The sequence below is a fragment of the Pseudomonas sp. DWP2-2 genome (genome assembly GCF_049897065.1).
Taxonomy (GTDB): Bacteria; Pseudomonadota; Gammaproteobacteria; order Pseudomonadales; family Pseudomonadaceae; genus Aquipseudomonas; species Aquipseudomonas paracarnis.
This window is the reverse complement of sequence record NZ_JAFCVN010000011.1, coordinates 106,589-119,775: the sequence shown is the minus strand read 5'-3', so window position 1 is coordinate 119,775 and position 13,187 is coordinate 106,589. Positions and strand designations below refer to the sequence as shown.

Here is a 13,187-nt window from a genome sequence, read left to right as displayed (position 1 = left end):
CCAAAACTCAAAGTGCCATCACGCAGGCCACGTATTCCGTGGCCTGCGCGCCATGCATAAAAAATTGCGCTACTGGAAAACTGTGCTAAACCCAAAAACAGGAGCAGTTATTACAACAAACCCAGGACACACCCATGCAAAAGCCCAGTGGTTTCTCGACCCGGGCCGTTTTAGCTGTCGGCCTCATCTCACTGCAATACATGATCCCTCAACCCTCTCATGCCGCCTGCGTTCTCACCCCGGGAACCGGTAACGATACCTATACGTGCGACAGCGGCAGCAGTCCCGGCCTTACCGACCTTTCCGGGGATAACCATCTGACCCTCCCCGCAGGCGGCACCGGCACCATCAACGGTAATGTCACCTTTGGCCCTGGCGTGGATACGGTGCGCATAGAGTCCGGGCAGATCACCGGCGCGGTGCAACAAGGGGCTGGCATCGATGACTTCGTCATGCTCGGAGGGCAAATACAGGCGCTGTTCCAGGGCGATGGGCTCGACACCTTCAGGATGGAGGGAGGCACCATCGTCGATGCCTTTGAGGACGGCGATGTGGCCTACCAGAGCGGTGGCACCATTGGCCGAGTGAATATGAAGCTGGACAAGAACCTTTATGACATGTCCGGAGGCGCCATCCTGGGCAACCTGGTCACCGGTTTTGATACTGACACCATCATCATTTCCGCTGGCAGCATCGGCGGCAATATCAGCACCAGCGGTGGTGACGATAGCATTACCGTGAGTGGCGGCGTGATCAGTGGTGAGATCCGTGCCAGCGTCGGCAACGACACTTTCCGGTGGCTTGACGGTGGGCAGATCAAGTCCTCGGTGTTGATGGGCGATGGTGACGACACCGCCCTGCTGCGCGGCTTGAATGAAAGCCTGCTGGCCACCACACCCTCCGTCGATGGTGGCCTGGGCAACGACCAATTGACCTTCGACACAACGACATCCAGCACTGCGGCCCGCTATATCGGCTGGGAGACCGTCAACCTCACCAACGACTCACGCCTGGACCTGGCCGGGGATTTTTTCCTCGGTGACAGTGGCAGCAATACCGGCACGTTCAACATCGACGGCAGCAGTGCCCTGGCCGTGACCCAAGGCAGCATCCGCCCCTACACCGCCGGACAACTGGCGACGCTCAACAACGCCGGCACTGTCGACATGACCACCGACAACAGCGCGACCAGCGTATTGACGGTGCATGGCAACTACGTGGGCAACAACGGCCAGTTGCACCTGCAGACCGTACTGGGCGACGAAAACTCTGCCACCGACAAGCTGGTAGTGTCCGACGGCAACATCAGCGGTCACACCCAATTGAGCGTCAGCAACCTCGGCGGTATCGGCGGGCTGACCCAGAACAACGGTGTCGAAGTGGTCCAGGCAATCAACGGCGCCGTCAGCACCAACGATGCGTTCGCCTTGAAGGGCTCGGTCTCCGCCGGAGCTTATGAATACCTGCTGTTCAAGGGCGGCACCACCGCCAATACAGAAAACAGCTGGTTCCTTCGTTCCTCGGTGGTGGCCGTACAACCGCCTGCGGTCCCACCCGTACCGCCGACACCGCCCGTGGTGGTGCCGGTGCCGCCGATACCCGCCACTCCCCCTGTAGTGGATTCGGATGAACCCTCCGTGGAGCCGCCCACTGCGCAACCGCAGCCCCCGATCGAGCCTGCCGCGCCACCGCCCAGCCAAGTCGCCGCGGCCACGTCGCCGCAATCGGCGGCGAGTAACCCTGTGCTTCCTACCGCCGTGGCAGGTGCCGCGCCGATTCCACTGTATCGCCTGGAAGTTCCGGTCTACTCCGTAGACATCCCCGCTGCGCAACTGATGACGTTGCAGGCTCTGGGCACCTTCCATGAACGCCAGGGCGAGCAAAGCCTGCTGACCGAGACCGGTGCAGTGCCGGCAGGTTGGGGCCGCGCCTATGGCAGTGATTTCAACAAAAGCTGGTCGGGCACCGTGGCGCCGAATTTTGACGGCACGGTCAAGGGCTATCAGGTTGGCCATGACCTTTACGCCGCCGAAACCAGCGGCGGGCAGACGCAACGCCTTGGCCTCTTTATCGGCCAGAGCCGCCTGCGCGGCGACGTGAAGGGCTTTGCAATGGGCTGGCAGAACCATCGCTCCGGGCGGGTCAAACTCGACGGCGACAACTTCGGCGCTTACTGGACACTCACCGATCCGACCGGCTGGTACGTCGACCTGGTGGCCATGGGTACCCGCCTGGATGGCGACAACAAGTCCGACCGAGGGGTGAAGATGGATACCAAGGGCCACGCCTTGGCGTTATCCGCCGAGGCCGGCTACCCGTTCAGGCTGTCCGAGCATTGGGAGATGGAACCTCAGGCCCAAGTCATCGGCCAGAAGATCGATCTGGACAGTCAGCACGATGGCATTTCCAAGGTCTCTTTCGACTCCCAGGAGTATTGGACCGGCCGCATCGGCGCACGCCTCAAGGGCCGCTATCTGGTCAGCAACACACCCGTGGAGCCGTACCTACGGGCGAATGTCTGGCACACCTTCGGCGGTAGCGACACGGTGACGTTCGACAAGGTGGACCGGATCAAGAGCGATCACAAGTCCTCCACGGCTGATATTGGTGTCGGTGTTGTAGCTCAATTGTCATCCGCGTTCAGCGTTTATATGGAGGGTAACTATGGCACCCAACTGGACGACAACAACTTTGAGGGTGTCAGTGGCAATCTCGGCGTAAGAGTGCGCTGGTAAACAGGAAGGACGTCAACATTGGGCCTGGCAACTACCAGGCCCATGGGGTCAACTTACACTCAAGCATCCGCTAGTAATAACCGCGCGCGCCGGCTCGTTGCAGTACCGGTGCGTGGCTTTGCTTGAGGTCCTCACGCAACCCGGTGATCAGGTTGCAAATCGCTCGACTGCTGTCGAGCTTGTCAGGGTGTATACCTTTGACTTCCAAATCCACCCGGTCCCGGTCGCGGTCGTCGTAGACCTTGATCGTCAACGAGGCATCTTCGGCTTTGGTGCATTCGCACCGTTTAGGCAGGAAACTTCCTTCAATGATGCTGCGAAGCTCTAGTTCTGAAAGCATGGCTAACCTCTCCTTTTTTGAGACTGCCAACAGTTATATGTATCCGACAGGCACTTGCCTGCCACGTCTTGCCAACCCTGGAAGACGCTTTCAATCAGTAAGCCTACTCGGCAAAAACTGTGGTGGTTGTAACCTTTCCTCATAAGCAAACCGCTTGCTCATATTAAAGAAGACAACCTGTTTGGCATCATCGTCGAACTACATCGATTAAACGTTTAACCCGCAGCGTGGGGACCGGCGTTTATGTGGAAATCCTTTTTTCGGCAACATATCGCAACCAATCAACCCATCACCGTTCAGCCGAAGGCGGTTTGCGATAAACATACGAAACATATACGATTCGTATATCAATTAAACACAGTGAACCTTATGGGCATCGTCAAGATCACCGATCAGCTGCACGAACAACTGCGCCTGGCCAGCGCCGCCATGGACCGCTCCATCAACGCCCAGGCCGAGTTCTGGATCAAGATCGGCCTGCTCGCCGAACTCAACCCGCACCTGCCCTACAACGAGCTGATCAACAAGCTGTTGCTGGACAAACCCGACCTGATCCGAGGGCGCAGCTGATGATCAAGACTCCCGCACAGTTGGTCGTAATGCGTGAAGCCGGGCGCCTGTTGGCGCAAGTCTTCGACATGCTCGACGGCTTCGTCGCCGCCGGCCGCTCTACCCTGGAGCTGGACAGCGCCGTCGAAGCCTTCATCCGCAATGACCTCAAGGCCCGCCCTGCCAGCCTTGGGCAGTACGACTACCCCTTCTGCATCAACACTTCGATCAACGAAGTGGTGTGCCACGGCATGCCCAGCGCCAAGCAATTGCTCAAGGACGGCGACATCATCAACATCGACATCACCCTGGAAAAAGGCGGCTTCATTGCCGACTCCAGCAAGATGTACATGATCGGCAACGTGACGCCCAAGGCCAGGCGCCTGGTGGACATGACCTTCGAGGCGATGTGGGCCGGTATACGCCAGGTCAAGCCCGGGGCGCGCCTGGGCGATATCGGCCATGCTATCCAGAGCCATGCGCAAGCCAACGGCTACAGCGTGGTGCGCGAATACTGCGGCCACGGCATCGGCCGACAAATGCACGAAGAACCGCAAATTCTGCACTTCGGCCGGCCTGGCACCGGCCTGGAACTGCGCGAAGGCATGGTGTTTACCATCGAACCGATGCTTAACCAGGGCAGCGCCAAAACCCGTAGCCTGAAAGACGGCTGGACGGTGGTCACCAAGGACAACAGCCTCTCGGCGCAATGGGAACATACCGTGGCGGTGACGGCGGATGGGTTTGAGGTGTTGACCTTGCAAGCCACTGCTTAATGGCAGAACGCTCTACCACACCTGACCCCGGCGCTTGAGCTCCAGGCGCCGCACGAACTCCTCCAGCACCAGGCCATACAGGTCGTCCTGCAAGTAGGCATCTTCGATCCCAGCATCCAGGTTGGGGTTGTCGTTGACCTCGATCACCACAACCCTGTCGCCCGACTGTTTGAGGTCCACGCCATAAAGCCCATCGCCGATCAGGTTGGCGGTTTTCACCGCCAGCTCCACCACCGCCTTGGGTGCCTCATGGACTGCCAGGGTGCGGCATTCGCCATTGATAGCCTGACCGATGGCCTTGTGGTTGTAGATCTGCCAATGGCCCTTGGACATGAAGTACTGGCAGGCAAAAATCGGCTTGCGATTGAGCACGCCGATGCGCCAGTCGTAGTCGGTGTAGAGGAATTCCTGGGCCAGCAACAGCACCGAGTGCTCGAACAACTCAGCCGTGGCCTTGAGCAACGCCGCCTGGCTTTCGACCTTGATCACCCCACGGGAGAAACAGCCGTCGGGGATCTTCAACACCAGCGGGAAGCCCAGGCGTTCGCCGATGCGTTCAAAGTCTTGCGGTCGTTCCTTGTAGAGAATCTCGGTGGCCGGCATGCCCAATTGGTGGCTGTTGAGCAGATCGGTGAGGTATACCTTGTTGGTACAGCGCAGGATCGATGCCGGGTCGTCCATCACCACCAATCCTTCGCTTTCGGCTTTCTTGGCAAAGCGATAGGTATGGTTGTCGAGGCTGGTGGTTTCGCGGATCAACAAGGCGTCATATTCGGCCAGACGGGCATAATCCTTGCGTTCGATCAAGTCCACATCAATACCCAGGCCCTTGCCGACCCGCACGAAATTTTCCAGTGCGCGAGGATTGGAGGGCGGTAATTGTTCGTGAGGATCGTGCAGGATCGCCAAGTCATAACGGGCCAGACGGCGCAAGCGTGGCTGACGCCAGATCTTGCGGCTGAAGTTATCGAGGGCGTGGGCGAATTGATCTTCCTGATCGTCGCGCAACTTGTGCAATACACCACACTTGACCCCGCCGATATGCCAGCCGTTATGGTGACGAAACTCAACTAACAAGATCGGACTGGGAAAGGTTTCAAACAACTGCCGAGCCAATTCCTGCAAGAGTTCTATATCCGTTCGACCGAAATAAAGTGTCAGAGTAAAGCCTTCGGTACTGCAATAGAGTTGATGGTTCAGGGCTTTTTCCAGGGTTTTATCCAAGTCATCCAGGGCCAACCCATACAGGGCTTTTTTGGTCAGCTCGCTGATGGTGCGTACCGAGGGAATCACCTTGTGCCCGCGTGCCTCGGCCAGCAAGGAGCAATAGTAGCCGTGCCCCAGGTACTTGTAGCTGCGGCACAGGTTGATCATCTGGACACGCTTGCCCGTGTCGCTATCCCGCGTGTGCTCCAAGTACTCCTGGGCGGTGACGACGTGTTCACAGGGAAAGTAAGAGGCCCAATCTTCCTTGCGTTCGACAATAATGACAACGTGGCTCGAACGTTGGGCCGCAGCAGAAAAATAACCGTTGGATGTTATTGTCGCCGCAACGGTTTGCTCGGATACTTGACGCCAATGACTTTGTACCGCCGACATAATAATTGATCCGCTTTAGAGAACTCGACCTTTTCTATTAAGCACGATCATTTAGAGAAGTCCCGTTTCATTACGCAACTTTTACGGCGGTCTTATGGCTCTTTTCTTTCGCGTTGCAACCCTTGACGATATTTCCGAGTTGGTGGCGTTGGAGCAGCAATGTTTCAGCAGCGACCGGCTGTCACCGCGCAGTGTGCGCTGGATGATCAGCCGGGCCAACGGCCAATTGTGGGTGGCGCAACAGCATGGCCAACTGCTTGGCTACGCGCTGGTGCTGTTTCGACGCGGCACCCGGTTTGCGCGCTTGTATTCCCTGGCCATTGCCGAACACGCCCGCGGCCTTGGCCTGGGCAAACAGTTGCTGGCGCATATCGAAACCCGCGCGCTGGAGAAAGGTTGCGCGTACCTGCGCCTGGAAGTGCGCACCGACAACCCCGGCGCCCTCGCCCTGTATGAGCGCAACGGCTATCGACGCTTTGCCGTAGTCGACGATTACTACCAAGACCACAGTGACGCCCTGCGCCTGGAAAAAACCCTGCCCCCTGCGGGAGCGAGCTTGCTCGCGAAGAATGCCCAGGCACAGCGTTAAACCAGGCTACCCACTTTCTCGTTGAGATTATTTACGCGCAAGCCCACGCCGACATCAGCCTTGGCTTCCAACTCACGCACCAGCGGCAATACACGTTTGCCGAAATACTCCACTTCTTCCTGGAAGTGCAGAAAGCCTGCCAGCACCAAGTCCACACCCACGGCCTTGAGTGCCACGATGCGCTCGGCGATCTGCTGCGGCGTGCCGATCAGGTTGGTCTTGAAACCATCGTTGTATTGCACCAGGTCCTCAAAGCTGGACTTGGCCCAGTTCCCCTCGCCCTCCGGTGACGCCTTGCCCGCTTGCCTGGCCGCGTCACCAAAGGCGTTGACCGCCTCCGGGTCGGCTTCGTCAATGATCTGCGCCAGCACCGCACGTGCCTCCTCCTCCGTGTCGCGGGCGATCACGAAGGCGTTCACGCCCACCTTCACCGAATGCTGGTTGGCAGCGGCCTTGGCACGGATATCATCGACCTGGGCCTTGACCCCTTCAGGCGTGTTGCCATTGGTGAAATACCAATCCGACACCCGCGCCGCCATGTCCCGAGCCGCCCGCGAACTGCCACCCTGGAAGATTTCCGGCTGGCCCAGGGGTTTGGGCTTGAGGGTGTATTGGTTGAACCGATAGAAATCGCCCTTGAAGGTGAAATCGTCCTGGGTCCAGATGCCTTTGAGAGCACGGATAAACTCTTCGGAACGCCGATAGCGCTCATCATGCTCCAACCAATGTTCGCCAATGGCCTGGAACTCGCCCTTGAACCAGCCACTGACGATATTCACCGCAATACGGCCATTGGTCAGTTGGTCGATGGTCGCCAATTGCTTGGCCGCCAACGCCGGTTGCCACGGCCCGGGCAGGATCGCCGCGATGACCTTGAGGGTGGTGGTCGCCGCCAGCAACGCATGGCTGAACGCCACAGACTCATGCTGGTTCTCGGCGCCGTAGCCTGCGGTGAAGCGAATTTGCGTCAAGCCATATTCAAAGCCCGCCGCCTCCGCCAGTTGCGCCAGTTTGCGGTTGTAATCAATACCCCAGTGGGTGCGTTGTTCAATCTTGCTGACGACCAACCCACCGCTGACGTTGGGCACCCAATAGGCAAATTTCACGGCTTGCTGACTCATCGGACGGTACCTCGTACAGGGGATTTACAAGGGCTTACGCAGCAAGCGTGCCAGGGGCAGGCAAATGCCCGTAGCCTGGGGGTTGCGGAAAAAAAGGGGGATTGAAGCGATGGCTTGCCAGTGTCTGGGATCGCAGCAGTTTGTGGATCTGCTGTTGCTGGAGCAACAGTTGCGACCAGCACCAAGCGTAACCACGATGCGAAGCGAGTCGCTCTTGATCTTGCTCTTGATCTGCTTTTGATCTTAAGCGCCCCGTTAAACCACGCTGGCCGGAATTCGACAGGGATTTGGGGGGTAAACCGGCAGGGATGCCGGTTTAGCTGCCCCGCGCCATGGATGGCGCGTGGCGGCGGCCCCCCAAATCACTGGCGGATTACGGGCACACCGAGCCTGAGCGAGGTGCCGAGTGGTGGGGCAAGAGCCCTTTTGGTTACTTTTGGGGCTCTTTTCCAAAAGTGACCCGCTGTAAGAGCGGAACCCTAAGTGGCCGTTACCGCAGGAATGGATATGTACTCGGTCTGACACCTGTGTCGGCTGTCAGGCCGCTATCGCAGGCAAGCCAGCTCCCACATTTGGAGCGTGGGGTGTCAGGCCACGTGCTCAGAACGCCAACTTATAACCCACCGCCATCAACATCACCGCCAGGCACGGCCGCAGTACCCCGTCGGGAATCTTGCCAGTCATGTGGCTGCCCACATAGATCCCCGGCAGCGACCCCATCAGCAAAAAGCCCAGCAGATGCCAGTCCATGTTCCCCATGCTGGCATGGCCCAGGCCCGCCACCAAGGTCAGGGGCACGGCATGGGCGATCTCGGTGCCAACCAGGCGCCGCGTGGCCAGGAACGGGTACAGGATAAACAGCGCCACCGTGCCGAGGGCGCCGGCGCCGATCGAGGTCAGGGCCACCATGGTGCCAAGGATCGCACCTGTCACAACAGTGAGCGCATTCAGATTGCGCGGGCGCAGATGGTAGGAGTCGCCAGCATGACGCTGGGCAAAGGCCAACAGGCTTTTCTTGAACAGGATCGCCAGGGCCGTCAGCAGCAATACCACGCCAAGGGCCTGCTTGATCACCGCGTTCATCGCGCTGGGGTCGGTGTGCAGGCTGGCCAGGAACCATAACGTCAGCAACACCGCCGGCACGCTGCCCAGAGTGAGCCAGCCGGTGATGGTCCAGTCGATGTTCTTGTTCTTGCTGTGTACCAGCACACCACCGGACTTGGTGATCGCGGCGTACAGCAGGTCGGTGCCCACCGCAGTGGCTGGGTTGATGCCAAACCACAGCAGGATCGGGGTCATCAGCGAACCGCCGCCCACCCCCGTCATGCCCACGATAAAACCCACGATCAGGCCGGCAACCACGAAACCAATATTACCTACATCCATTCCAGCTACCCGAGGCCTTATAAATTTCTGGCCGCAGGATAGCGATTTTTCTTATAACCACTTATACCGATGCGATCTGAGTTTATGCTTTTTTGGAAATCTTCACTTTTTTCGCAAAGCCCTGCATCCAATGGGCGGGCCTGGGCCGTAGTCATCAACGTAACCCTGCTGTTCTACCCAATGGAGAAACACCATGAACGCTAAAACACTGCTGTGCCTGTCCAGCTTGCTCCTCGCCGCACCGTCGGCGTTTGCCCAGGCGGGCCTGCCGGACAGCATCAAGGTGCCGGATGGCCACAAGGTGGCGATGCAAACCACCGGGGTCGGCGAAATCACCTATGAATGCCGCGACAAGGCCAGCGCTGCCGGCCAGACCGAGTGGACCTTCGTCGGCCCCAAAGCCGTGTTGAACGACCGTAATGGCCAGCAGGTCGGCACCTACTTCGGCCCACCTGCCACGTGGCAGGCCAAGGACGGCTCGACCATCACCGGCACGCAATTGGCCGTGGCGCCGTCGAGCCCCGGTAACCTGCCCTATCAACTGGTCAAGGCCAACCCGGCCGAGGGCAAAGGTGCGATGAGTGGCGTGGCGTATATCCAGCGGGTTGCCCTCAAGGGCGGAGTCGCTCCCGCTACGCCATGCACCACGGCGAACAAAGGCGCCAAGGAAGGGGTGAAATACCAGGCGGACTACATCTTCTGGGCCGCCAACTGAGCAAACTCAGCTACGCTGGCCAGGTAGGCGCGAGCAACCTCGCGCCTACCACGCGTAGACGTCTCCTCAGTGGCAGGAATTCTGGTTTGGCTGAAATCATCTTTGATTATGAAGTGTGCCTGTTAGCCTGCGCCCGCGGCGATCATCGCGCCCTGCACCAACTCTATGAGCAGGACAGCAGCCGCTTGCTCGGTGTGGCGCTGCGCATTACCCGCAACAAGGCACTGGCCGAGGACATCGTGCATGACGCCTTTATCAAGATCTGGCACGGCGCGCGCAGTTTCGACCCCTTGCGAGGTTCCGCACGGGGTTGGGTGTTCAGCGTGACTCGCCACCTGGCCCTGGACGTTGTACGCAGCGCCGGGCGTGACGTGCCACTGGACGACCAGTATGAACCGATGGCAGAGCCTGCCCAGACCGTTGAGTTTGCGGCACGCTCCGGGCAGATCCACCAGTGCCTGGAGCAGCTCGACCCGACACGCCGCACCTGCATCCTGCACGCCTATGTAGACGGTTACTCCCACAGCGAAATTGCGCAAAAACTCAGTACCCCTCTGGGTACCGTCAAAGCCTGGATCAAACGCAGCCTCGCCGCCTTGCGGGAGTGCATGGCATGAACGACAGCCTGGATGAACTGGCCAGTGAATACGTGCTGGGGACACTGCCCGCCGAACAGCGCGCAGAGGTGCAACAACGCCTGGCCCATGATGCGGCACTGCGTGCAGCGGTGGATGCCTGGGAGCAGCGTCTGTTGCCTCTGGTCGCGCTGGCACAACCGGTGCCGCCTTCGGCACAGCTGTGGCGGCGCATTGAACGCGGAATCAAAGCCCCCGAAACGAGCGTGGCGTGGTGGAACCTGCTGGCGTTCTGGCGCGGGCTTTCTGCCGCGGGCCTGATGGCAAGCGTGGTGCTGGCGGCTTTATTACTGACGCGCCCGCCCATGCCCGCACCCAGCTTCGTGGTGGTGTTGATGGCGCCACAAAGCCAGGCACCGGGCTGGGTGGTGCAGGCCAGTGATAATCAGCAGATCCAGTTGATTCCACTGGGGGTGATCGAGATTCCTGCCGACAAAGCCCTGGAGTTCTGGACCAAGGGCGATGGCTGGCAGGGGCCCGTATCCCTGGGGCTGGTCAAACCGGGGCAGAGCTTGTCGGTGCCGCTGGACAAGCTGCCGCCACTGGCGCCGAACCAGTTGTTTGAACTGACGCTGGAAGGGCCCAATGGCTCGCCCACCGGCAAACCCACCGGGCCGATTCACGGGATCGGCCGCGCAGTCAAAGTGCTTTGATCACGAAAGGTTAGGTAGCCACACACGAAACCGCGCCCCGCCCAAGGGAGACGCCAAGGCCGTCAAAGTGCCGCCCTGGGCCTCCAGGGCGCGCCGGCTGATCGCCAGGCCCAGGCCAAAGCCACCGGTTGCGCGATCGCGGCTACGGTCCAGGCGGTAGAACGGCTCGAAGATGCGCTCGCGCTGCTCCGCCGGTATGCCGATGCCATCGTCGTCCACCCAGATTTCACAGCCTTTGGGGCATACCCGCACGCCCACCTGGATGCGTTTGTCGCAGTAGCGCGTCGCATTGCGCAGCAGGTTCTGCAAGGCCCTGGCAGTCAGGCGCGGGTCGAGGCTGAAGCGCTCCACGGCACAATCGAGGACCACATCGATGACGATATCGGGGTTCTCCAGCTCATCGTCGACGCTGCCCAACACGCTGTCGATAAACTCGTCGAGCGCCACCTCTACCCGCTCGGGCAATTGCGCCGGGTTTTGCAGGCGGCTGTAAGACAGCAATTCCAGCACCAGCTCATCCAGCTCCCGAATATGCGCCACCAGGCTTTGCAGGCGCTCGCGGCTGGCCGGGGGCAAGTCTTCGGAAAGCGCCAGGGCCAGCCCGAAATCCAGGCGGGTGAGCGGTGTGCGCAGTTCATGGGAGACCGCATTGAGCAAATCGCGCTGCTGGTTCAAGAGGCGCTCGATATCGTCGGCCATGGTGTCGAATACCGCCGCCAGGCCGCCGATGCTGGAGCTGGGTGCGAGCCCCGTACGCGCCTCCAGATGGCCCTTGCCCAATAACGCGGCGGTACTTTTCAAACGCTCCAGGTCACGCCAGTGCGGACGCAGCCACACCAGCAGGCACGCCAGCAAGGCGGCACCGACCAGCACGTTCATCGACCAGTACAGCAGGTTCATGTCCAACGGGTCTGGTGGTACGGTCAGCTTGACCGCGAACTGCTGGTTGATCGGCGAACTGATTTCCTCCATCCAGCCCCATTCGCCCAGGCGGATCACTGGCTTGCCTTGCTCCAGCAGCTGTTCTTCCTCAGGGGTGTAGCGGGCGTCCTGGCGCAGCAACAGTTGCACTTTCAAGGGTGCAAAATCGTGGCTCAACTGGTCGGTCACCTGGGACCAGCGCTCCACCGGTGCGCGCTGGTACTGCTTGACCATGAGTTTTTGCAGGCCGCGGGACTGTTCGATGTTGTAGTCCATGTAGCGGTGTTCGAACAGCTGGATCACCAGCTTGGGAATCAGGTAAATCGCCGCACTGTAGGTGACGATGGTGATCAGGTAGAGGCGCAGCAGTACGCGAAACATGGTTCAGCATTCCCACTCGGAACGGCTGAACAGATACCCCTTGCCCCACACCGTCTTGATCTTGCGCGCCTCGCCCGCATGGTCGTCGAACTTGCGTCGCAGCTTGGAGATAGCCACGTCCACCGAACGGTCGGTACCGTTGAACTCGATACCGCGCAGGCGTTGCAGGATCTGATCGCGGCTGAGCACTTCGCCGGCATGCCGGGCCAGCACCACCAGCAGGTTGTATTCACCACTGGACAGCTCGACCGCCTGTTCGCGCCAGGTCACGGTGCGTTCGGACAGATCAATGCAGAGGTTGCCCATGACGATCTGGTCGCTGGCCACCTGGGGTTCGGACAGGCTGCTGCGACGCAGCAATGTGCGCACCCGGGCCAGTAATACGCGCGGCTCGCAGGGTTTGGTCACGTAGTCGTCGGCGCCCATCTCAAGCCCCAGAACCTGATCGTGGCTGTCATCGCGGGCGGTCAGCATCAGGATCGGCAGCCCCGCCGAGTCGGCGCGCAGCAAACGGCATACCTGCAGGCCGTCGAGGCCCGGCAGCATCAGGTCGAGGATCACCAGGTCCGGCGGGCTAAGGCGTGCACGTTCGCGTACATGATCGCCGCGGCTGAGCACGCTGACGTGGTAGCCATTGCGTTCCAGGTAGCTGGCAATCAGCTCGGAGAGTGCGGCGTCGTCTTCCACCAGGAGGATGTTGGGCATGGTGTTTCCAAATAATGCTGTTTGTTGGTGTGTTGCAGGATTGTGCAAGGATATACGCCCCCGACGCCCTGCGCGCCGTACC

Annotated in this window: 12 protein-coding genes and 1 pseudogene; 7 read left to right on the top strand and 6 right to left on the bottom strand. The window is 60.0% G+C overall.

The annotated features are described in order from the left end of the window. The first annotated feature begins 134 nt into the window (after positions 1–134). A complete protein-coding gene (locus tag ACP7CZ_RS21555) occupies positions 135–2,735 on the top strand; it encodes an autotransporter outer membrane beta-barrel domain-containing protein (RefSeq protein ID WP_294157691.1) in 2,601 nt (866 codons plus the stop codon). A 70-nt stretch (positions 2,736–2,805) separates the two neighbouring features. Here ACP7CZ_RS21555 and ACP7CZ_RS21550 read toward each other — a convergent pair whose 3' ends face one another. Next, positions 2,806–3,075: a DUF1652 domain-containing protein gene (locus tag ACP7CZ_RS21550; protein ID WP_054897458.1), complete on the bottom strand. Its 270-nt coding sequence runs from the start codon at positions 3,073–3,075 to the stop codon at positions 2,806–2,808. Positions 3,076–3,444: 369 nt separating this feature from the next. Between ACP7CZ_RS21550 and ACP7CZ_RS21545 the strand changes: the two genes are divergently transcribed. Beyond that, positions 3,445–3,645, top strand: coding sequence for a ParD-like family protein (locus ACP7CZ_RS21545; RefSeq protein ID WP_003190946.1), 201 nt, complete (start codon positions 3,445–3,447; stop codon positions 3,643–3,645). Then, on the top strand, positions 3,645–4,400 hold the full coding sequence (gene map / locus ACP7CZ_RS21540; RefSeq protein ID WP_089042606.1) for a type I methionyl aminopeptidase: 756 nt from the start codon (positions 3,645–3,647) through the stop codon (positions 4,398–4,400). The genes ACP7CZ_RS21545 and map overlap by 1 nt, the downstream gene beginning before the upstream one ends. 12 nt (positions 4,401–4,412) lie before the next feature. Here map and ACP7CZ_RS21535 read toward each other — a convergent pair whose 3' ends face one another. After that, entirely contained in the window at positions 4,413–5,999 is a 1,587-nt protein-coding gene (locus tag ACP7CZ_RS21535) for a RimK family protein (RefSeq protein ID WP_232241733.1), read from the bottom strand. Positions 6,000–6,093: 94 nt separating this feature from the next. Here ACP7CZ_RS21535 and ACP7CZ_RS21530 point away from each other — a divergent pair. Further along, positions 6,094–6,537: pseudogene (locus ACP7CZ_RS21530) on the top strand (GNAT family N-acetyltransferase); the annotation flags it as partial. A 47-nt stretch (positions 6,538–6,584) separates the two neighbouring features. Here ACP7CZ_RS21530 and sfnG read toward each other — a convergent pair. Further along, positions 6,585–7,709 carry a dimethylsulfone monooxygenase SfnG gene (gene sfnG / locus ACP7CZ_RS21525; protein ID WP_089042603.1) on the bottom strand — a complete coding sequence of 375 codons (1,125 nt, stop codon included), beginning with the start codon at positions 7,707–7,709 and terminating at the stop codon, positions 6,585–6,587. 600 nt (positions 7,710–8,309) lie between these two features. Next, positions 8,310–9,095 carry a sulfite exporter TauE/SafE family protein gene (locus tag ACP7CZ_RS21520; RefSeq protein ID WP_054897461.1) on the bottom strand — a complete coding sequence of 262 codons (786 nt, stop codon included), beginning with the start codon at positions 9,093–9,095 and terminating at the stop codon, positions 8,310–8,312. A gap of 193 nt (positions 9,096–9,288) precedes the next feature. On the opposite strand from ACP7CZ_RS21520, the gene ACP7CZ_RS21515 reads away from it, so the two are divergent. From ACP7CZ_RS21515 to ACP7CZ_RS21505, 3 genes are all read left to right on the top strand, one after another. After that, positions 9,289–9,810: a DUF3455 domain-containing protein gene (locus tag ACP7CZ_RS21515; RefSeq protein ID WP_054921463.1), complete on the top strand. Its 522-nt coding sequence runs from the start codon at positions 9,289–9,291 to the stop codon at positions 9,808–9,810. Positions 9,811–9,896: 86 nt separating this feature from the next. Then, entirely contained in the window at positions 9,897–10,427 is a 531-nt protein-coding gene (locus tag ACP7CZ_RS21510; RefSeq protein ID WP_034127671.1) for a sigma-70 family RNA polymerase sigma factor, read from the top strand. After that, entirely contained in the window at positions 10,424–11,098 is a 675-nt protein-coding gene (locus ACP7CZ_RS21505) for an anti-sigma factor (RefSeq protein ID WP_252950917.1), read from the top strand. The genes ACP7CZ_RS21510 and ACP7CZ_RS21505 overlap by 4 nt, the downstream gene beginning before the upstream one ends. On the opposite strand, the gene ACP7CZ_RS21500 is transcribed toward ACP7CZ_RS21505, so the two are convergent. Both ACP7CZ_RS21500 and ACP7CZ_RS21495 read right to left on the bottom strand, forming a co-directional pair. Further along, positions 11,099–12,400 carry an ATP-binding protein gene (locus tag ACP7CZ_RS21500; protein ID WP_054921468.1) on the bottom strand — a complete coding sequence of 434 codons (1,302 nt, stop codon included), beginning with the start codon at positions 12,398–12,400 and terminating at the stop codon, positions 11,099–11,101. It lies immediately after the preceding gene. Positions 12,401–12,403: 3 nt separating this feature from the next. Next, on the bottom strand, positions 12,404–13,105 hold the full coding sequence (locus ACP7CZ_RS21495) for a response regulator transcription factor (RefSeq protein ID WP_054897465.1): 702 nt from the start codon (positions 13,103–13,105) through the stop codon (positions 12,404–12,406). Between the last annotated feature and the right edge of the window lie 82 nt (positions 13,106–13,187).